At 71.0% G+C, this 19,406-nt stretch carries 22 protein-coding genes; 12 read left to right on the plus strand and 10 right to left on the minus strand.

The annotated features are described in order from the left end of the window. Nucleotides 1-122: 122 nt before the first annotated feature. Nucleotides 123-761, minus strand: a complete 639-nt coding sequence (locus tag Aco03nite_RS46835) for an SDR family oxidoreductase (protein WP_239146002.1) — start codon at nt 759-761, stop codon at nt 123-125. A 165-nt stretch (nt 762-926) separates the two neighbouring features. Here Aco03nite_RS46835 and Aco03nite_RS46840 point away from each other — a divergent pair, with 165 nt between their 5' ends. Together Aco03nite_RS46840 and Aco03nite_RS46845 are read left to right on the plus strand one after the other, a co-directional pair. Continuing rightward, entirely contained in the window at nt 927-1,763 is an 837-nt protein-coding gene (locus Aco03nite_RS46840) for a helix-turn-helix transcriptional regulator (protein ID WP_307837684.1), read from the plus strand. Beyond that, nucleotides 1,760-2,569, plus strand: coding sequence for a class I SAM-dependent methyltransferase (locus tag Aco03nite_RS46845; protein WP_203808605.1), 810 nt, complete (start codon nt 1,760-1,762; stop codon nt 2,567-2,569). Before Aco03nite_RS46840 ends, Aco03nite_RS46845 begins: the two co-directional genes overlap by 4 nt. Here the strand turns inward: Aco03nite_RS46845 and Aco03nite_RS46850 are convergent. Further along, nucleotides 2,545-3,402 carry an alpha/beta fold hydrolase gene (locus Aco03nite_RS46850; protein WP_203808607.1) on the minus strand — a complete coding sequence of 286 codons (858 nt, stop codon included), beginning with the start codon at nt 3,400-3,402 and terminating at the stop codon, nt 2,545-2,547. The two genes, Aco03nite_RS46845 and Aco03nite_RS46850, sit on opposite strands and share 25 nt — an antisense overlap. Before the next feature lie 180 nt (nt 3,403-3,582). On the opposite strand from Aco03nite_RS46850, the gene Aco03nite_RS46855 reads away from it, so the two are divergent. Genes Aco03nite_RS46855 through Aco03nite_RS46875 form a run of 5 tightly spaced genes read left to right on the plus strand, consistent with a single transcriptional unit; the run spans nt 3,583 to nt 9,332 of the window. Further along, nucleotides 3,583-4,476: an ABC transporter permease gene (locus tag Aco03nite_RS46855; protein ID WP_203808609.1), complete on the plus strand. Its 894-nt coding sequence runs from the start codon at nt 3,583-3,585 to the stop codon at nt 4,474-4,476. Continuing rightward, nucleotides 4,473-5,465: an ABC transporter permease gene (locus Aco03nite_RS46860; protein ID WP_203808611.1), complete on the plus strand. Its 993-nt coding sequence runs from the start codon at nt 4,473-4,475 to the stop codon at nt 5,463-5,465. Before Aco03nite_RS46855 ends, Aco03nite_RS46860 begins: the two co-directional genes overlap by 4 nt. 41 nt (nt 5,466-5,506) lie before the next feature. After that, nucleotides 5,507-7,156 (plus strand): ABC transporter substrate-binding protein, encoded by a 1,650-nt coding sequence (locus Aco03nite_RS46865; protein ID WP_203808614.1) that lies wholly within the window; start codon nt 5,507-5,509, stop codon nt 7,154-7,156. Next, nucleotides 7,156-8,871 carry a dipeptide ABC transporter ATP-binding protein gene (locus Aco03nite_RS54470; protein WP_203808616.1) on the plus strand — a complete coding sequence of 572 codons (1,716 nt, stop codon included), beginning with the start codon at nt 7,156-7,158 and terminating at the stop codon, nt 8,869-8,871. The genes Aco03nite_RS46865 and Aco03nite_RS54470 overlap by 1 nt, the downstream gene beginning before the upstream one ends. Beyond that, nucleotides 8,868-9,332: a GNAT family N-acetyltransferase gene (locus tag Aco03nite_RS46875; RefSeq protein WP_203808618.1), complete on the plus strand. Its 465-nt coding sequence runs from the start codon at nt 8,868-8,870 to the stop codon at nt 9,330-9,332. Before Aco03nite_RS54470 ends, Aco03nite_RS46875 begins: the two co-directional genes overlap by 4 nt. A 61-nt stretch (nt 9,333-9,393) precedes the next feature. On the opposite strand, the gene Aco03nite_RS46880 is transcribed toward Aco03nite_RS46875, so the two are convergent. After that, entirely contained in the window at nt 9,394-9,606 is a 213-nt protein-coding gene (locus tag Aco03nite_RS46880) for a DNA-binding protein (RefSeq protein ID WP_239146003.1), read from the minus strand. A gap of 184 nt (nt 9,607-9,790) precedes the next feature. Between Aco03nite_RS46880 and Aco03nite_RS46885 the strand changes: the two genes are divergently transcribed. Continuing rightward, nucleotides 9,791-10,939 (plus strand): alpha/beta hydrolase family protein, encoded by a 1,149-nt coding sequence (locus Aco03nite_RS46885; RefSeq protein ID WP_203808620.1) that lies wholly within the window; start codon nt 9,791-9,793, stop codon nt 10,937-10,939. Here Aco03nite_RS46885 and Aco03nite_RS46890 read toward each other — a convergent pair. The 4 genes from Aco03nite_RS46890 to Aco03nite_RS46905 are packed head-to-tail and all read right to left on the minus strand — an operon-like array spanning nt 10,893 to nt 14,324. Continuing rightward, nucleotides 10,893-11,651, minus strand: a complete 759-nt coding sequence (locus tag Aco03nite_RS46890) for an ABC transporter ATP-binding protein (protein WP_203808622.1) — start codon at nt 11,649-11,651, stop codon at nt 10,893-10,895. The genes Aco03nite_RS46885 and Aco03nite_RS46890 overlap by 47 nt on opposite strands. Continuing rightward, nucleotides 11,648-12,628, minus strand: coding sequence for a FecCD family ABC transporter permease (locus tag Aco03nite_RS46895; RefSeq protein ID WP_239146004.1), 981 nt, complete (start codon nt 12,626-12,628; stop codon nt 11,648-11,650). Before Aco03nite_RS46895 ends, Aco03nite_RS46890 begins: the two co-directional genes overlap by 4 nt. Continuing rightward, a complete protein-coding gene (locus Aco03nite_RS46900) occupies nt 12,625-13,344 on the minus strand; it encodes a class I SAM-dependent methyltransferase (protein WP_203808624.1) in 720 nt (239 codons plus the stop codon). Before Aco03nite_RS46900 ends, Aco03nite_RS46895 begins: the two co-directional genes overlap by 4 nt. Next, nucleotides 13,341-14,324 carry an ABC transporter substrate-binding protein gene (locus Aco03nite_RS46905; protein WP_203808626.1) on the minus strand — a complete coding sequence of 328 codons (984 nt, stop codon included), beginning with the start codon at nt 14,322-14,324 and terminating at the stop codon, nt 13,341-13,343. The genes Aco03nite_RS46900 and Aco03nite_RS46905 overlap by 4 nt, the downstream gene beginning before the upstream one ends. Before the next feature lie 174 nt (nt 14,325-14,498). Here Aco03nite_RS46905 and Aco03nite_RS46910 point away from each other — a divergent pair, with 174 nt between their 5' ends. From Aco03nite_RS46910 to Aco03nite_RS46920, 3 genes are read left to right on the plus strand one after another with little or no spacing between them, the layout of a single operon-like run. After that, nucleotides 14,499-15,257, plus strand: a complete 759-nt coding sequence (locus Aco03nite_RS46910; RefSeq protein ID WP_203808628.1) for a hypothetical protein — start codon at nt 14,499-14,501, stop codon at nt 15,255-15,257. After that, nucleotides 15,254-16,072: a hypothetical protein gene (locus Aco03nite_RS46915; RefSeq protein WP_203808630.1), complete on the plus strand. Its 819-nt coding sequence runs from the start codon at nt 15,254-15,256 to the stop codon at nt 16,070-16,072. The genes Aco03nite_RS46910 and Aco03nite_RS46915 overlap by 4 nt, the downstream gene beginning before the upstream one ends. 18 nt (nt 16,073-16,090) lie before the next feature. Further along, on the plus strand, nt 16,091-16,444 hold the full coding sequence (locus Aco03nite_RS46920; protein WP_203808632.1) for a hypothetical protein: 354 nt from the start codon (nt 16,091-16,093) through the stop codon (nt 16,442-16,444). A 281-nt stretch (nt 16,445-16,725) separates the two neighbouring features. On the opposite strand, the gene Aco03nite_RS46925 is transcribed toward Aco03nite_RS46920, so the two are convergent. Then, nucleotides 16,726-17,298 (minus strand): TetR/AcrR family transcriptional regulator, encoded by a 573-nt coding sequence (locus tag Aco03nite_RS46925; RefSeq protein WP_203808634.1) that lies wholly within the window; start codon nt 17,296-17,298, stop codon nt 16,726-16,728. A gap of 83 nt (nt 17,299-17,381) precedes the next feature. Here Aco03nite_RS46925 and Aco03nite_RS46930 point away from each other — a divergent pair, with 83 nt between their 5' ends. Then, nucleotides 17,382-18,197, plus strand: a complete 816-nt coding sequence (locus tag Aco03nite_RS46930) for an SDR family oxidoreductase (RefSeq protein WP_203808636.1) — start codon at nt 17,382-17,384, stop codon at nt 18,195-18,197. Here the strand turns inward: Aco03nite_RS46930 and Aco03nite_RS46935 are convergent. Together Aco03nite_RS46935 and Aco03nite_RS46940 are read right to left on the minus strand one after the other, a co-directional pair. Next, complete coding sequence (locus tag Aco03nite_RS46935) at nt 18,182-18,442, minus strand: hypothetical protein (protein WP_203808638.1); 261 nt, start codon at nt 18,440-18,442, stop codon at nt 18,182-18,184. The two genes, Aco03nite_RS46930 and Aco03nite_RS46935, sit on opposite strands and share 16 nt — an antisense overlap. A 102-nt stretch (nt 18,443-18,544) precedes the next feature. Next, nucleotides 18,545-19,336 carry a hypothetical protein gene (locus Aco03nite_RS46940; protein ID WP_203808640.1) on the minus strand — a complete coding sequence of 264 codons (792 nt, stop codon included), beginning with the start codon at nt 19,334-19,336 and terminating at the stop codon, nt 18,545-18,547. Nucleotides 19,337-19,406 lie beyond the last annotated feature (70 nt).

Below are 19,406 nucleotides of genomic sequence, written 5' to 3' on the forward strand. Positions count from 1 at the left end.
CCGTTCAGGTGCCGGGGACCACTGTGTCCCACACGTTCTCCTCCAACCACACCCGCACCCCACACCGGGTGCGATGGGCCGTCCTCGGCCGAGGCTTCCACCACCACGTGAACTCGACACCGCTACAACAGCGGGCCAGCACACGCGGCGGCGAAACGCCCGGAACACCCAGGATCGCACAGGAAAACTGAGACGCTGCGACGTTGCAGTTCCAGACCGAAAAGACCAAAGGCGATCTTCGATTGGCTGTACGCGTGACGACCGTCGTAGGACCGTTCCCAGTTCAGGTCGTCCCAGTTGATCGAGCCCCCGTTCGCCGCCACGCTCAGTTGTGAGGTGACCCGGGCGTGCCCGGCCCGCAGCAGCGGCAACAGCTGCCCGACCAGTGCGAAGTGCCCGAGATGGTTGCTGCCGAACTGCAGCTCGAACCCGTCCGCGGTGGTCTGCCGCTGCGGCGGCGTCATCACCCCGGCGTTGTTGATCAGCAGGTGGACCGGGCGGTCCTCACCGGTCAGGGTCGCGGCCAGCGCAGTCACCGACGCCAGCGACGACAGGTCGAGATCCCGCAGCGACACGACCGCCCGCGGGTGCTCCCGCCGGATCCGGGCCAGCGCGGCGTCGCCTTTGCGGCGGTTACGGACGGGCAGGATCACCTCGGCGCCGGCGGCCGCCAGCCGGGTGGCGACGATCAGCCCCACGCCGTCGCTGGCGCCGGTGACGACGGCCAGCCGGCCGGCCAGGTTCTGCACGGTGAAGTCCACGGTTGCTCCTCGTTTCGGGTGCTCCCAGCCTGCGGCCGCGCCGGCACCTCATCCAGGGCCTCCCGATCCCAGGCTGCGCGACACGGTCAGGGTGGGATCGGCAGGCCGTGGTTACGCTCCGGCGCCGGTGGTAGAACGGGGTTCTCCACCCGGGAAGGCACCCACGTGATCGATCGAGCCGGACTCGCCGGTTTCCTGCGCCGGCGCCGGGCGGCGCTGCAACCGGAGGACGTCGGCATGCCGCGCGGCTCCCGGCGGCGCACCGACGGGCTGCGCCGGGAGGAGGTCGCCACGCTCTGTCACATCTCCGCCGACTACTACAGCCGGCTGGAACGTGAGCGCGGTCCGCACCCGTCCGAGCAGATGATCGCCTCGATCGCGCAGGGCCTGCGCCTGTCCCTGGACGAACGTGACCATCTGTTCCGGCTGGCCGGGCACCACCCGCCGCAGCGGGGCGCGTCCAGTGTCCACGTCAGCCCCGGCCTGCTGCGGATCCTGGACCGGCTCGGCGACACCCCGGCCGAGATCGTCACCGAGCTGGGCGAGACGCTGCGCCAGACCCCGGCGGGTGTCGCGCTCACCGGAGACCTCACCCGCTGGACCGGCCCGGCCCGCAGCATCGGCTACCGCTGGTTCACCGATCCGGCGACACGCGCCCTCTACCACCCCGGCGACCACGAGCTGATGTCGCGGGTCTTCGCGTCCGGGCTGCTGGAGACGGTCGCCCGCCGGGGCCCCGGCTCGTGGGCGGCCCACCTGCAGAGTCTGCTGCTGGACCAGTCCGAGTGCTTCCGGAAGGTGTGGGAGCAGCAGGAGGTCGGGGTCCGTTTCGAGGACCAGAAGCGGTTCGTCCATCCCGAGCTGGGCCTGCTGGAGCTGGAGTGCCAGTCGCTGCTCGATCCGGCGCAGTCGCACATGCTGCTGGTCTACACCGCGGTCCCGGGCAGCGAGAGCCACGAGAAGCTGCGACTGCTCGCGGGAGCGTTAAGCTCCACCCCGTGACCGACGCCGTGCGCGCCTATTACGCCTCCTTCCATCGACGGGAACTCGGCCGGTTGGAGACAGCGGAAGGGCGGGTGGAGTTCGCGCTGACCACCCGGCTGCTCGATGCGCGGCTGCCCACCGAGGGGCGGGTGCTGGACATCGGCGGCGGGCCGGGGCGGTATGCGGCCTGGCTGGCCGGGCGCGGGCTGCGGGTGACCCTGGCCGACCTGTCGCCGAACCTCCTGGAGCTGGCGGCCGAGCATCTGACGGAGACCGGGACGACCGGGGTCGACGAGATCGTCCAGGCCGACGTGCGGGACCTGAGCCGTTGGCCGGACGCCACGTTCGCGGCGACGCTGGCGCTGGGGCCGTTCTACCACCTGCCCGACGAGGCGGACCGGCGGCGTGCGGTGGACGAGATCGTGCGGGTCACCGCGCCCGGCGGGCTGGTGGCGATCGCGCTGATCCCCCGGTGGATACTCCTGCGGCGCACCCTGTCCATCCCGGACGAGCGGTACCGGCTGGCCGACCCGGAGTTCGTCGACGCGCTGCTGACCCGGGGCGAGTTCACCAATCCGATCGCCGGCCGGTTCACCGGCGGTTACGGCGCGGACACCGCTTTCGACCCGCCCGGCCTGGAGCGGATCCTGCTGGCCTCCACCCACGGTTTCGCCACCGGCCTGGAGAGCCAGCTGGACGAGCTGCGGATCGACGACCCCACGACGCACGAGGCGACCCTCGACATCCTCACCCGCACCGCCACCGACCCGGCCCTGCTCGGCACCGCCGGTCACCTGCTCTACCTGGGCCGCCGCCCCGCCTGACCGGTCAGGAAGTCCCGGATCGCGCCGGTCCACACCGCCGGGTTGTCGAGAAACGCCACGTGCGCGGCGTCCGGAACCTCGACCAGGGTGCTGCCCGGCACCGCCGCGTGCAGCCGCCGGGCCAGCCCGATCGGAAAGGTCATCTCCCGCTCCCCCTGCAGCAGGAGCACCGGCCCGCCCCAGTCGCGCAGCGCACTATCCGGGTCGTCGGGTGCTCCGGGCCGCAGGGTGCCGGCCGCGTACGGCGCGTTCCAGTCACTGGAGAACCGGACCGCGTCGATCAACTGGAGCCAGTGAGGCAGCAGGTCCAGGTTCCACAGGTCGAGTGGGGCGCTCGCGACGGCCATCGCCCGGCTCAGCGCCCCGTCGGGGGCGTCCGGCCGGTACAGGGCCGGGTCGATCGGGGCGGACAGGGTGCGCCGGTGCCGGTGGTCCGGTGAGTCGTCGCGGCTGAAGTCGCGGTAGGCCGAGGTGGAGGCCAGGATCGCCGAGCGGACCACGCCGGGGTGCTGGGCGACGGTGCGCATGGCGATCATGCCGCCGTAGGAGAAGCCGAGCACGTCGGCCGGGCCGGTGCCGAGGCCGGTGATCAGGGCGGCGACGTCGTCGGCGAGCAGGTCCGGTTGCAGGGCCTCGACGGGCAGGTCACCGATCGGTGGAATCCGGCTGCTGCGGCCGCATCCGCGCAGGTCGAAGAGGACGATGTGGGCAATGTCGGCCAGTGGTTCCACGGCGGGCACCAGATAGGAGTGGTCCCAGGTCGGGCCGCCGTGGATGACGATCAGCGGCGGCAGCGCCGGGTCGCCGAGGCGCCGGACGAACAGGTCGGCCACACCACTCCCATCGATTGACAGCGATCACACCCTATCGAGACCAAATCCTATCGACTATATATGTGTTGTGGGTCTCTTCTCGGTCCGAAAGGGACGAGACGGCCATACGATCATGCACGCCGGCCGCCGGGACCACCCCTCCCGCGGCCGTGATCCCACTTCACACCCGAAGAAGGCACCGTGACAGTCGACGTCTCCCGGCATCCACTGCGGTCGCTGACTGCCGATCGCTGGGCGGTCGCCGGCGGTGTCACCATCGTCGCGTTCCTGCTGGTCGCGGCGGCAGCGCCACTGCTGTCGGGGCTGGCCGGGCAGGATCCGTACACGTACGACCTGAACGCCGTCTCGGACTCCGGGGCGCCGATCGGCTTCGGCGGCGGGATCAGCGCCGACCACTGGTTCGGTGTCGAGCCGATGACCGGGCGCGACCTGTTCGCGATCGTGGTGCACGGCGCGCGCACGTCCTTCCTGGTGGGATTCGCGGCCACCGCCCTGTCGATGCTGATCGGCGTCGTCGCCGGCGTGACCGCCGGATACTTCGGCGGCTGGTACGACCGGGCGATCAGCCGCTTCATCGACGTGATGTTCGGCTTCCCCTGGCTGGTCTTCGTCATCGCCCTCGGCGCGATCGTCCCGGCCGCCTTCCCCAAGCAGCTGCTGATCATCCTGGTGATCGGCCTGTTCGGCTGGCCCGGCGTGGCCCGGGTGGTACGCGGCCAGACGATCGCCCTCCGGCAGCGCACGTTCGTGGTCGCCGCCACCGCGCTCGGCGCCGGCCCCGGGCACCTGCTGCGCCACCAGTACCTGCCGAACCTGGTCTCCACGATCATCGTCTACAGCACCATGACCATCCCGTCGATGATCGGCGCCGAGGCCGCCCTGTCGTTCCTCGGTGTCGGGGTGCCGCCGCCGACACCGGCCTGGGGGCGCACCATCGGTGACGCCGTCGCGTGGGCGCCGACCGACCCGATGTTCCTGGTCTTCCCGGGCACCGCGCTGTTCCTGGTCACGCTCGCGTTCAACCTGTTCGGCGACGGCCTGCGCGACGCACTGGACCCGAGGACCATCCGATGACGACTCTGCGATTCCTCGGGCTGCGCCTGCTCGGCATGGCCGGAACACTGCTGGTGATCAGCGTACTGACGTATGCGGTCTTCTATCTGCTGCCGACCGACCCGGCCATGCTGTCCTGCGGCAAGCCGTGCACCCCGGCCCGGCTCGCCGAAGCCAGCGCCTTCATGGGCTACGACAAGCCCTGGTGGGCGCAGTACCTGGACTTCCTCGCCGGCATCGTCACCGGCCGGCACTTCGGGTCCGGGCTGGCCGCGGTGGACTGCGCCGCACCCTGCTTCGGCTTCTCGTTCCGCCTGAACACGCCGGTCACCGAACTGATCCTGGACCGGGCGCCGGTCACCTTCTCGATCGCCGCCGGGGCCGCCGTGCTGTGGCTGATCATCGGCGTCTCCGCCGGGGTCGCCGCCGCCGTCAAGCGCGGCACCGCCGTCGACCGGTCGGCGATGCTGCTCTCCACCGTCGGCGTCTCCGCCCCCAGCTACCTGGTCGGGCTGCTCGGCATCCTGCTCTTCGGCTTCACCCTGGACATGGTCCCGGTCGGCGGATACGTCCCGTTCACCGAGAGCCCGGTCGACTGGCTGTGGCACCTGGTCCTGCCCTGGACGGTGCTCGCGCTGCTGTCCGCCGCGATCTACGCCCGGCTCACCCGCGGGCAGATGATCGAGGTGCTCGGCGAGGACTACATCCGCACCGCCCGGGCCAAGGGCCTGCGGGAACGCCGGGTGATCGGCAGGCACGCGCTGCGCAACGTGCTGATCCCGGTGATCACGGTCTTCGGCCTGGACCTGGGCAGCCTGCTCGGCGGCGCGGTCATCACCGAACGCGTCTTCAGCATGCAGGGCCTCGGCGCGCTGCTGATCGACGCGGTCAACACCGTCGACCTGCCGGTGATCGTCGGCGTGACCCTCTTCTCCGCGCTTCTGGTGATCGTCGCCAACTTCGCCGTGGACCTGGTCTACAGCGCACTGGATCCCCGGGTGTCCCGGTGACCCTCTGTCCCCCGTACCGAAGAAGGAAGGTGTTGACCTTGATGCGCAGAACCGCGGTGGCTCTGGCCGCCACGCTCATCCTGACCGGCTGTGGCGCCAACGATCCGAAAGCGGCCGAGGGAGGTGACAGCGGCGGCAAGGGTGGAAAGTTGACCATCCTCAGCGCGTCCACCGACATCAACTTCGACCCGGCCAAGAGCCAGAACCTGGCCATCACCACCCTCGGGCTGGTGCTGCGCCGCCTCACCACCTGGGACATCCAGGCGGGCAAGGAAGCCACGGTGGTGCCCGACCTGGCCACCGACACCGGCACCAGCAGCGACGGCGGCAAGACCTGGACGTACACACTCAAGGACGGCCTGTTCTACCCGGACGGTTCGCCGATCACCACGGCCGACGTCAAGTACGGCCTGGAGCGCTCGTTCGCGGCCGAACTGTCCGGCGGCCTCGGCTACCACAAGGGCCTGCTCGTGGGCGGTGGCGACTACAAAGGCCCGTACACCGGCGGGGAACTCGCCTCGATCGAGACGCCGGATGCCAAGACCATCGTCTTCAAGCTGAACGCGCCCTACGGTGACTGGCCGTGGATCGCGTCGATGCCCGCGTTCGCGCCGGTGCCGAAGGCCAAGGACGACCCGAAGACGTACACCCAGAACCCGGTGGCGTCCGGCCCGTACCAGGTGGCCTCCTACCAGCAGGGCACCTCCGTGGTCCTCAAACGCAACCCGAAGTGGGACGCCGCCACCGACACCGTGCGGGCGGCCGGCCCGGACGAGGTGGTCTTCCAGCTCGGCCAGGACGCGACGGTCGCCGCCCAGCGGCTGATCGCCGACTCCGGCGACGACAAGTTCGCCTTCGGCGCGGGGTTTGTGCCGCCGGCCCAGCTGGTGCAGATCGAGTCCAACGCCTCCGCCAAGCAGCGCCTGGTCACGTCGGACGCGGGCGCGCTGGCCTACCTGGCGATCAACACCCAGCGCGGCCCGCTCAAGGACGTCAAGGTCCGGCAGGCTCTGCAGTACGCGGTGGACAAGAAGGCGTTCCAGGTCGCGTCCGGCGGCGCTGTCGGCGGCGACATCGCCACCACCCTGATCACCCCGGGCATCGCCGGCCGCCAGGAATACGACCTCTACCCGGCCGACCCGTCCGGCGACGCGGAGAAAGCGAAGCAGCTGCTCACCGAGGCCGGGCAGAGCAAACTCAGCCTGGTCCTGCTCTCCGAGAACGACCCGCAGTCCCTCGCCCAGGCGCAGGCCATCCAGCAGGGCATCCAGCGCGCCGGGATCACCGTCACCATCAAACCGGCCGACGAGAACACCGTCATCGAGCAGACGACCGGCGACAAACCCGACTACGACCTGGCGATCAGCAGCTGGCAGCCGGACTTCCCCAGTGCCAACGGCAACATCCAGCCCCTTTTCGGTACGAGTGAGATCGGCGGCGGTGGCTACAACATCTCCCGCTACTCCGTCCCCGAAGTGGACACCCTGATCGGTCAGGCACTCGGCGAGACCGACGCGGCCAAGGCGCAGGCGCTGTGGGCGCAGGCCGACAAGCGGATCCTGCAGGACGCCCCGGTGGTGCCCCTGATCTACACGAAGAACTCGTTCCTGCACGGCTCGAACGTGAAGGACTTCTTCGTGGCCGCGTTCCCGGCGTACCCGAACTACCTGAAGGTGACGCTGAGCAACTGATGCTTCTCTCGGTGCAGGACCTCACCATCTCGTTCGAAGCCGGTGGTGACCTGTCCGAGGCGACCCGCGGCGTGGCTTTCGAGCTGCGCCGCGGGCGTGTCCTCGCACTGGTCGGCGAGTCCGGATCGGGCAAGAGCGTCACCGCCATGGCGATCCTGGGACTGTTGCCCGGCACCGCCGCCGTGCGCGGCAGCATCACCCTGGAGGGCGAGCAGCTGCTCGGCGCCGCCCCCGACCGGCTGCGGGAACTGCGCGGCGGCCGGATCGGCACCGTCTTCCAGGAGCCGATGGCCGCCTTCAACCCGGTCTTCACCATCGGCGACCAGATCGGCGAGGCGATCCGCACCCACCGCCGCCTCACGTCCGCCGCCGTCCGGGAACGGGTCGGCGACCTGCTCGGGACCGTCGGCCTCGACGACCCGGAGCGGATCGCCCGCTCCTACCCGCACCAGCTCTCCGGCGGACAGCTCCAACGCTCGATGATCGCGATGGCGATCAGCTGCGACCCGGTCCTGCTGATCGCCGACGAACCGACCACCGCCCTGGACGTCACCGCCCAGGCCGGCATCCTGGACCTGCTGCGCGAACTGCGCGGCCGGATCGACACGGCGATCCTGCTGATCACCCACGACATGGGTGTGGTCGCCGACCTCGCCGACGACGTGGTGGTCCTGGAGAACGGCCGGGTGGTGGAGTGCGCGCCGGTCGCGCGGCTGTTCGCCGAACCCGCCCACGAGTACACGAAGACGCTGCTCGACGCGGTGCCCACGTTCGGCGCGACCCGCCCGGCCCCCGCTGCCGGGGCGGGCATCCTGTCGATACGCGACCTGGTCGTCGACTACTCCAGCCGGGTCCGCGCGGTCGGCGGCGTCTCCCTCGAGATCGCCGCCGGTGAGGTGCTCGGCCTGGTCGGCGAATCCGGCTCCGGCAAGTCGACCATCGGCCGGGTGCTGGCCGGACTGACCCCGGTCACCTCCGGCGCCGCCCTGGTCGCCGGCACCTCCCCGGTCACCAGCACCTCCCCGGTCACCAGCACTTCCCCCGTCGCCGGCATTTCCCCGGTCACCGGCACCTCCCCGGCCGCCGGCATCGACATCGCGCGGCTGGCCCGGCATCCGTGGCGCAACGCCCGCGCGCTGCGCCGGGCCCGCTCCGGGATCGGCATCGTCTTCCAGGACCCGGCGTCCTCCCTGAACCCGCGCCGCACCGTGGCCGACAGCATCGCCGAACCCCTGGTCCTGCACCGCGACCTGACCGTCGCCCAGCAGCGCGTCCGGGTCGGCGAACTGCTCGACGCGGTCCAGCTGCCCGCGGCGATGGGCAGGCGCTACCCGCACGAGATGTCCGGCGGCCAGCGCCAGCGGGTCGCCATCGCCCGCGCCCTGGCCCTGAACCCGCCACTGCTGATCGCCGACGAACCGACCAGCGCCCTGGACGTGTCCGTGCAGGCCCGGATCCTGGCACTGTTCCGGTCGCTGCAGGACGACTTCGGTTTCGCCTGCCTCTTCATCAGCCACGACCTGGCCGTGGTGGAACAACTCGCCCACCGGGTGGCGGTCATGCACCGCGGCCTGATCGTCGAACAGGGGTCCACCGAGCAGGTGCTGCACAACCCGCAACACCCGTACACCCAGCGGTTGCTGGCCGCGATCCCGGTCGCCGACCCGCAGCGTCAGGCCGACCGCCGGGCCGCCCGTGTCCCGGCCGACCATTGAGCTCGGTCCGGCTGCGGCCCCTGACCATCGCCGACGCCGAGGTGATCGCCGGTTGGGCGGCCGACCCCGATTTCCGCGCGGTCGCCGACTGGCCAGACCGCACACCCGAGCAATACCTGACCTTCCACCGCGGGCTGATCACCTCGCCGCCGCCCGACCTGCTGAGGCTCGGAGTGATCCACAACGGCGACCTGGTCGGCTATGTGGACCTGCACGGCGACGACCCGCACTGGCGTGAACTGGGTTTTGTGATCGGTGAACGCTCCCGCTGGGGCGCCGGCCTGGGCCGGGCGGCAGCAGAGGCCGCGACAGCCCACGGCTTCGACAGCCTGAACCTGCACGAGATCCGAGCCGAGGCCGCCACCGGCAACCACCGCTCCCTCCGAATCCTGCACAGTCTCGGCATGACCCGGCAGCCCCACTCCGGTCCCCGGCAACGCTTCGTCCTCCGAGCCGGATGATCGCGGGGATCGCCACCCGGCCCGGCTACGCATCAGGCCAGGCCGGGTGGGGGTGCGGTGGTCAGGAATCGGCGGTGTCGGGCTGGTTTCGGCGGTGGATGCTCATCCAGGACTCGACGTCCCCGGTCAGCCAAACCTTGCCCTGGGAGAGGTCAGCGATCGGCTCGGGGAAGTCCGTCCGGTTGGTGATCATGTAAGCGCGCTGGCGGCTGACCCCGCCGAGACGAACGCGGATCTCGTGGGCGCCCATGAACCTGAACTGCTCTTTCGACATGCTCACGACTATAGTGTCGAGACTAGGTGTCCCAAACTCCTCCGAGCGGCTGCAGACACATCTCCGTCGAGCTAGTCCCCCGGTCGATGGAATCGCGCGCGCGACCGTCGTCATTCGACAGGACTACCCGGACACCTCCGCCGGTTGATGTGCCGTCCCCGGTGGAGCGCCTGGCTTTCCCGCCGTGAACAGCATTCGAAAAGTTCTCGCTGTCCTGGTGGGCCTGGCTGTGGCGGGGCCCGCGGCGCCCGTGCACGCGGCCGCCGATCCGCATCTGCCGACGCCGAGCGGGTCACGTCCGGTCGGGACCACGACCCTGCACCTGACCGATACCTCCCGACCCGACCCCTGGGTGCCGAATATCGGCGTACGGGAGATGATGGTCTCGCTCTGGCATCCCGCACGGGTGCCGGGGACGCGGCGGGCCGCCTATCTGACACCGACCGAATCCCGGCTGCTCCTCGAGGACGCGGGGCTCACCGACCTGCCGTCCGATCTGCTGAGCACGGTCCGGACGAACGCCTGGACCGATGCCGCACCGGCCGGCCGACGGCACGGTTCGCCGCTGATCGTGCTCTCCCCCGGCTTCGGCAAACCCCGCAGCGAACTCACCGGGCTCGCCGAGGACCTGGCCAGCCACGGGTACGTCGTGGTGGCGGTCGAGCACACCTATGAGAGTGTCGCCACCACGTTCCCCGACTGGCGGGTCACCACCTGCGCCGCGTGCGATCACCCGATCCGGGACACCGCGTTCTGGCGCAAGGCCACCCAGGGTCGGGCCGCCGACGTCTCCTTCGTCCTCGATCAGCTTCCGCGGCGGAGCGGTGCCGCGCTGATCGACCCGGACCGGATCGGGATGTCGGGACAGTCGGTGGGCGGGGCCGCCACCCAGGCCGCGATGGTGACGGACCCCAGGATCCGTGCCGGGATCGACGTCGACGGCCTGACCGCCGGCGAGGTGTCCCCGGGGCTGGCCCGGCCGTTCCTGTTCCTCGGCCGGCAGGACAACTTCAGCCCCGGCATGCCGGCCGCCGACACGTGGGAACGCGACTGGCCGCTGCTGACCGGCTGGAAACGCTGGCTCGTCGTGGACGGCGCGGTCCACTCGTCCTTCACCGACCTGGCCCTGATCGCCGAACAGATCGGCATCGACCTCGGAGCCGAACTACGCGCACCGCGCGGTACGGCGATCACCCTCCGGTACGTCCGCGCGTTCTTCGACCTGCACCTCCGCAACCGCCCGACACCCCTGTTCACCGGGCCGTCGGCGGCCTGCCCCGAGTCCATCAGGTCCGGATCCGCACGTCGGCCCGTCCGTCAGGGCGGGCGGTGACATCGGCGTCCACCTCGTAGACCCGGCGGATCAGGTCCGGGGTCAGCGCCCGGGCGGGCGGGCCGTCCGCGACGACGCTCCCGTGCTGCAGGACTATCACCCGGTCGCAGAAGGCGGCGGCCAGTTCCAGGTCGTGCAGGGCCGCCACCACGGTCGCCCCGCACGAGCGCAACCGGTGGAACAGGTCGAGGCGGTGCCGGATGTCGAGGTGATTGGTGGGCTCGTCCAACAGCAGCAGGTCCGGTTGCTGCAGCAGCGCGCGGGCGATGTCGACCCGCTGGCGTTCGCCACCGGACAGCCCGTTCCAGCGCCGCCCGCCGAAACCGGGGAGGCCGGCCCGCACCAGCGCCTCCCCGGCCATCGCGGTGTCGACCACCGACACCGGGGCCAGCCGGGAACGATGCGGGATCCGGGCCAGCAGCAGCACGTCCAGGACCGTCATGTCGACATCCGACGGGACGTGCTGGGTGACGATCGCGACCCGGCGGGCGAGTGCACGGCGGGGCACGGCCGCCCGGTCGGCGCCGTCGAGCAGGACCCGGCCCTGGTCCGGGCGGCGCAGACCGGCGAGCACCCGCAGCAGGGTGGACTTGCCGGAGCCGTTGGGGCCGAGCAGACCGACGAGCGTCGCCGGGAGGGCGGTCAGGTTCACCCCGGTCAGCAGGGACCGTCCGGTCACCCGTACGGCGACCTCCTGTGCTTCGAGGTTCATGCCTTTTCCTTCTGTCCGCGCCGGAGCAGGATCGCGAAAGCGGGCACCCCGAGCAGCGCGGTGACCACGCCGACCGGCACCTCCTGCGGGGCGAAGACGGTGCGGGCGGCGGTGTCCGCCCAGATCAGGAAGATCGCGCCGAGCAGTGCGCAGGCCGGCAGCAGCACCCGGTGCCGGGAACCGGCCAGCACCCGGGCCGCGTGCGGAACGGTGAGGCCGATGAATCCGATCGCGCCGCTGGCGGCCACCAGTGTCGCGGCGAGCAGGGCGGTGGCGGTGAACAGCAGCGCGCGGACCCGCGCCGGGGAGAATCCGAGCGACTGGGCGACGTCGGCGCCGAAGGTGAAGGCGTCCAGGGCGGGCGCGGCCGCCCAGCAGCAGAGCAGCACCGCCCCGGCGGCGGCCGCGGACAGCGCGACGGCCGGCCAGGACGCCGCGGTCAGCGAGCCGAGCAGCCAGAACGTGATGCTGCGGGTGTTCTGCGCGGTGGCGTCGGAGACCACGATCAGGCTGGTCAGGGCGGCGAACAGCTGGCCCGCGGCGACACCGGCCAGCAGGATCCGGGCCGGTTCGGTCCAGCGCCGCCCGGCCAGGGCCAGGGTGACCGCGAAGGCGGCGGCGCTGCCGAGGAAGGCCCCGGAGGCGAGCGCGGTGGCGCCGGAGGCGATGCCCAGCACCAGCACGGCGACCGCGCCGGTGGAGGCGCCGGCCGAGATGCCCAGCAGGTACGGGTCGGCGAGCGCGTTGCGGGTGAGCGCCTGCAGCACCGCGCCGCACACTGCCAGGCCACCGCCGACGACCGCCGCGAGCAGCACCCGCGGGGCGCGCAGATCCCACACGATGTGGTCGGTGATCGGGTCACCGGTGGTGCCGGTGAGAGCCCGGGCCACCTCCACGAAGGTCAGATCCGCGGCCCCGACGGTGATCGCGCCGACCGCGCTGAACAGCAACGCCGCCAGCATCAGCACTGTTCTCACCGGCGCGCGTACACCACGTAGTCGTCGAGGTACTGCCAGATCGTGCCGGTCTCGGCGAACCCGGCCGTGCGCAGCGCCGCCAGGTGGAATTCCAGCGAGGACAGCGGCTGGGGCGGCCGGTTCGCGAAACGGCGCTCCCGTTCGGCGGCGAGGGCGTCGATGGCCGGGTCGCGGCGGGCCTCGGTGTACCAGTCGTCGTAGCCGAGGGCGCCCGCCGCGAACGCCTCCCGCTGGGTCAGCGCGTCGTGCCGGTCGGCCAGGTCGCGCATCGTCGGTGACTCCGGCCCCCAGCGCAGGTGGTCGCCGTTGAGCAGCAGACCACCGGGCGCCAGCATGCCGGCTACCCGGGTGTAGACGTCGAGCAGTTGCCCCGGGGACAGCCAGTGCAGGGCGGTCGAGCTGAGCACCGCGTCGACCGGGGTCTCCCAGCCGGTGCCGAGCAGGTCGGCGTCGACGACGGTGGCCCGGTCGCCGAGGGCGCCGCGGGCCACGTGCAGCAGGATCGGGTCGTAGTCGACGGCGATCACCCGGGCCTTCGGGAAGGCGCGCAGCACCCGGTCGGAGATGGCGCCCGGCCCACAGGCCAGGTCGAGGACGGTGAACTCCTCGCCCAGGTGCAGGCGCAGCACTTCGAGCATCACGGTGAAGCGCTGCTCGCGGTGCGCGATGTAGGCCTCCTGCTGGGTGTCCCAGGCGGTCAACAGTTCCCGGCTCACTTGCCGAACTCCTTCAGTGCGGTGGCGACCTGCTCGACGGCGGTCACCGAGCGGATGGACGGGTCCATCGAGGACCCGGAGACGGTGACCAGGCGGTTGTTCCGCACCGCGTCGAGCTGGGCGGTGACCGGGTTGGTGCGCAAAAACTCGGCCTTGGCGGCGGCGCTGTCGCCGTCACCGCCGCGGGTCAGGTCGGCCAGGACGATGACGTCCGGGTCACGCTGGGCGATCTGCTCCCAGTTGCCGGCCGGCCAGGTCTGCGAGGCGTCGCCGTACGTGTTGCGTACGCCCAGGTGGGTGCTGATCGCGGCCGGCAGGCCGTTCGGTCCGGCGACGTACGGCGTGGTGGTTCCGGAGTAGTACCAGAGCACCTCCGTGGTGTCCGTCCCGGCGCCCTTGACGGCGTCGAGGCGGGCCCGCTGGGCGGCGACGATCTCGGCGCCCTTGCCGTCGACCCCGAAGACGCCGGCGATCTCGGTGATCTCGGCCAGGATGCCGTCGAAGGTGACCGCCTTCTCGCCGGTGGTGGGGTCCTCGCAGGCGAAGCGGGACAGGTAGGCGGGAATCTTCAGGTCGGCCAGTTCGGCGCGCGGGCCGGCGGCGTCGGTGGCGTAGGCCGAGGTGAAGGTGGAGTAGACGAAGTCGGGCCGGGCCTGCAGGACGGCCTCCCGGTTGGGGTAGAGGTCGGCGAGCTTCGGTACGGCGTCGTAGGCGGCCGTCAGCTCGGGCAGGACCGGGTCGGTCTGGTACGAGGTGCCGATCATGCGGTCGCTCAGGCCGAGGGAGAGCAGGATCTCGGTGGCGTTCTGTTCCAGGGTGAGGGCGCGCTGCGGAGCGGTGGTGACGCTGACGGTCCGCCCGCAGTTGGTGATCGTGGTGCCGGCCGGCGGCGTGCTGCTCGCCGGGCTCGCGGCGCCACGCGAACAGCCGCCGGCGACGCCCAGCACCACCACCAGACTGAACATGACAACGGTTTTCATGTGCGGCAAGCTAGCACGGTGCGGACCCGCCGCACCGGCAACGGTGATCTTGATCTCGGCGACGGTGCCCGAACAGCCACGGTGGATACCGGATCGACGGTGGCAGTCCGGGAGACGGCGCGCTCACGATGACTCCACACACTCGTTTGCGTCTGCTCGGCGAAGGAGCCGGACATGATGAGGATCCGCAGCGGCGCCGTCCTGACAGCTCTCGTCCTGTCCGCCTGCTCCGGCGGCACCCCGGTCACCGAGGAGCCGACGGCCGCCCCGGCAGTCGTGTCGATCCCAGCAGTTGCGTCGATCCCGGCAGTTGCGTCGGTCCCGCCGTCACTCGAGGCGTCCGAAAAGGCTCGCACCGGGTTCAGCGCGAGCGATCTCGAGGACGCGCTGCTGAGAAGCGGCGACATCGGGCCGGGCTGGACCTCCGGCCTGGCCGTCGGCATCGATGCCAAGGGCACCTGGCCGTGCGCGAAGGAACCCCGGCCGGTACCTGATGTGCAGGCCGGACGGTCGATGATGCACAACGGGGTTCCGATGACCAACGCGGTCGTCACCCTGCTGGCCTTCGGCACCGCCGCGGAGGCCGCCGACTACTTCGACGATCTCCGGGACAACCTGCGGGACTGTGCGGGTGAACCGGCTGCGGTTCCGGACACCGAGGACGCCGAGATGGTCTTCGACGAGATCGAACTGTTCCGGCGGACGGCGAATCCCGGCGTGGACTCGGAGGTGCTCAGCGCCCAGGTGCTGCAGTCCCGGGGCGGGCAGCGGGTCGCCGACGGTGTCGGGGTGTTCTTCCGGCTCGGGGACGTGGTCGGGTCGTCGGTGATCGCCATGCCGGCTGCCCGCAACACGTTCATGGACCAGGTCGCCGTGACGGTCGCCGGCCGGCAGATGGAACGCGCCGCGGACCGGCTGGGGCGAGGACGATGAGATTCCCGGCGTACGCCCAACGGGGTCGGCAGTGGGTGGCCGGAGCCTGGACCAGGGTCGAACAGAAGATCAAGACCACCAGATGGCGGCGGTACGGGGAGATGACCACCGTACTGGCGGCCTGTCTGGCTTTGATCATCTCGGTGTGGACGGCGTCCGCGGGCAACGAACGCGCCGACCGCACCCGTGTCGACGAGCTGAAGGCCCGGCTCCGCGACGACATGTCGAAACTCGGCGAACTGGACGTGGACCTGCGCGGCACCGAGTCGGAACGCAACGCGGCGGCCATCCAGCTGGGTGTGTGGTCCGCCGAGGCCTGGGAGATCATCAACGAGATCGGGCCGGACCGGGTCTCCCCGATCGACCTGGCCCTGACCGCACAGTCGCTGGCGCTGTCGGCACTGTACGAGGACGCCGAGAAGGCGATCGGGATCGCCCTGCAGCGCCGGACCAACACGGACGTACGCCTGCTGTTGCTCAACAGCGCGGTGTCGGTCTACTACCAGACCGGCGAGCTGGCGAAACTGCGTGCGGCGGCCGGCGAGGTGGTGGCCGTGCAGACCGCCCGGTACGCCCGGCTGCAGGCGGAGGGCAACGGATACGCCAACCTGGGCGCCACCGACGTCGCCCGGGCCCATTTCACCTGGTCGTACGCGGAGGCGTCCTACCGCAACTGCGCGGTGGCCCGCGACCATTACGAGAAGGGCCTGGCGATCAGCCGAAACGTGAACCCGCCGCTGCCGATCCTGTCGGGCCGGGAGCAGTACGCCCAGGGCGGCCTGAAGGAGCACTGCCCTGGTGTACTGCCCGACTGAGCCGCGATCATGGGGTGCATGGAGAACAAGCCGCCGGCGAAGGTCGTGACCCTCTGTGGATCAGCGAAGTTCGAGGCCGAGTTCGCGGAGGTCAACCAGCGGCTCACGCTGGAGGGTTGCGTCGTGCTCAGCCTCGGCCTGTTCCGCCTCCCCGACCTGCCCGGCTACGACTGGACGACCGACCCCTCGAACCTGAAGGCCCGTCTGGGCGACGTGCACTTCCAGAAGATCCGGATGGCCGACGAGGTGTACATCGTGGATCCGGGCGGCTACCTCGGCGAATCGGCCCGGCGCGAGATCGACTACGCGGAGTCCCTCGGCAAGCCGGTCCGCTACCTGAGCCACGAGCGCCCGGCGGAAAGCGACTCCTGATCCGGGTCAGCTCACCGCGACGGTCAGGACCTCGGGATCGCCGTCGCCGCCGATGTCGCCGCCCTGGCCCAGGTGATTCCGTCGATGGCCGCCCACCGCGCGTTCTTCCTGCGACAGCCGGTCGACCTGCCGTTCTTCACCTCGATCATCGACGGCGTGCTGCTGCCCGCCCCGCGCCACCGCCCCTGATTCCAGCCCCGACCTGTCGCGAGCCCCGCCGGGGCTCGCGACCGAACTTGCGCCGCTCGGCCGAGCCGCGAAGACGGCCCGAGCCGTGACTGTCACCGGACGGGCAGCGCCGAGACGAGCTGGTCGGCGAACTCGGCGGTGACCGGCTGGCGGGTCAGCAGACGGTAGAGCATCGCGCCGATCAGCGACTGCGCGGTCGCCGCCGCCACTCCCGGTTTCAGCTGGCCGGCCGCCTCGCCCGCGCGGAGCCGTTCGGCCAGGGCGGTCTCGGCGGCCGCGGTGCTCTGCTCGTAGAACCGGATCGCCACCTGATCACTTTCGGCCGCGGCGGCGGTGGCGGCGCGGATGAACGCTGCCGTGTCCGGCCGGTCGAACTGGGCCGCGAAAGCCCGCAGCCACACCCGCAGATCGGCGACGAGATCCCCGGTGTCGGCGACCGGGGCGACGCCGTCGAACACCCGGTCCGCCAGCAGGCAGTCAGCGACCAGGGCGACCTTCGACGGGTACCACCGGTAGACGGTCTGTTTGCCGGCCCCGGCAGCGGCGGCGATCCGGTCGATGGACAACCTGTCGTACCCGTGGGCGGTCAGCTCGTCGCGGGTGGCCGCCAGGATCGCACGCCGGGTGACCTCGCTGCGGGCGCGCCCGCGCCGAACCTCGACCATGCCCGGGACGCTACCAACTCCACCTTTTATCGAGACAGAAAGTCTCGTATATTGCTGCGGAGATCCGAACAAAGGTGGAACACATGTCAGTCGTAGTGGTCATCGGCGTGGGCGGCATGGGCGAGTCGATCGCCCGCCGGCAGGGCACCGGCAAGCACCTGGTGCTCGCCGACTTCAACACCGACACCCTGGAACGGGTCGCCGGAACGCTGCGCGGCGAGGGCTACACGGTGACCACCGCCCAGGTCGACGTCGGCGACCACACGTCGGTGGCCGCGCTCGCCGACACCGCCGCCGCACTCGGCCCGGTCACCCAGGTGGCACACACCGCCGGACTGTCGCCGGTGCAGGCCCCGGCCGACGCGATCCTGCGTGTCGACCTGCTCGGGGTGGCACTCGTCCTGGACGAGTTCGCCCGGGTGATCGCCCCCGGCGGCGCCGGAGTGGTGATCGCCAGCATGGCCGGCGCCCTGTCCGCCGGCCGGATCCCCGCCGAACTGGAGGCGGCCCTGGCCACCACCCCCACCGCGGAGCTGCTGGCACTCCCCCACCTCGGACCGGACCCGGCTGCGGCGTACGGCATCGCCAAGCGCGCCAACCAACTCCGCATCCACGCCGCAAGCCTCGCCTGGGGTGCCCGCGGCGCCCGCGTCAACAGCATCAGCCCCGGCGTCATCGCCACCCCGATGGGCCAGGAGGAACTGGCCGGCGCCAGCGGCACGTCCATGCGCGCGATGATCGACGCCTCCGGAACCGGCCGCCTGGGCACCGCGGCCGACATCGCCGCGGCGGCCGCGTTCCTGCTCGGCCCGGAGTCCACCTTCATCACCGGCACCGACCTGCTGGTCGACGGCGGCGTGGTGGCCGCGGTCCGGGCCGGCGCTTACCCCGGCAGGTAGTGGGCCAGATAGGCCACCTCGACCGGAGCCAGATCCCCGGCCCGTTCCCGGTTCCGGATCGCCGAGACGAGCCGCCCCTCGATCAGGAACCGGTAGGCGAAGCTCTCCACGCTGGGCGCGCACCAGTACAGTTCGTCGACCGTGTCCTCCTCCCACTCGTCTGTGTAGTCCCGGCTCGAACAGATGACCGCGGTCTGTCCGTCGTGGTGCAGGTTCGCCCGGCCCAGCTCATCGGGGGCCGGCACATGGGGAGGCCGGGCGGGGCGGGCACACACTCCCGGAACCCGTAGGCACGCCGGTCCTCGGGCCACCGGCTGTCGATCATCAGTGCCGCGGCCCGGCACTTCTCAGACGAACCGCTTCTCGGGGACGTCCTGGGTGGCGATGACCGACCAGTCGGCGATCGGCCGCGTCTGCCCGTAGGGTGGGCAGCCCACTCCGGCGTGGAAGTGCCCGGTCCAGGACAACGGATCCGAGAGGACGACGGTTCCCACCGCGTAGTAGGACTGCACAACCCAGCCAGGTCCGGCCTGTGGAGTACCGGGATTCGCCGGCGGCACGGAGTTGTCCGGCGCATCCGTGAAGGCGATTCCCATCCCGGGCTTCGGCGTGCTGCAGTGCATCTTTCCGGTCACGGTGATCGGCGAGTGGGCGAGCGTGACGGTCGGCCCGGTGTAGCGGCACCGGTTCGGCACGGCTGAGCAGTCGGCGCCGGCCTCCGAATGCGAGAACACCGTCCGGGTCACGGTCTTCAGCGTCCACACCCGCAACCCGTCCGTGGCGGTGGCCGTCTTGCGCTTGCTGTTGCCCCGGTAGACGGCTTTGAACGTACCGCCGGAAACTGCCGTTATGGTTTTGCGGAAGGAACCACGCGCATCCGCTTTTGTCGAGGTCAGCAGGGTGTAACCGGGCGACCCGTTCTTGCGGAAGAAGACGTCGACGGTCGCCGCGTTCCCGGCCGGTGACCAGCCCGCACGCCCGGACAGCAGCACCGCCGCGCCCTGCCGGGCCTCGTCCACGGCCGCCGCGAACGTGATCGTGACCGCCCGCTTCTTGGGCGCCGCGTGCGCGGCCCCGGGCGCGAGAACACCGAAGGCGGCGGCAACCGCACCGATCCTGATCAGGCTCTTGGTCCGCATCGCTCCGACTCCCCGTAATGATCTTGGCAGGCCAAGCTAACAGCCGAAACGAGATGCGGGAACCCGGCGA

Origin of the sequence: Actinoplanes couchii (assembly GCF_016862075.1) — a bacterium.
Taxonomy (GTDB): domain Bacteria; phylum Actinomycetota; class Actinomycetes; order Mycobacteriales; family Micromonosporaceae; genus Actinoplanes; species Actinoplanes couchii.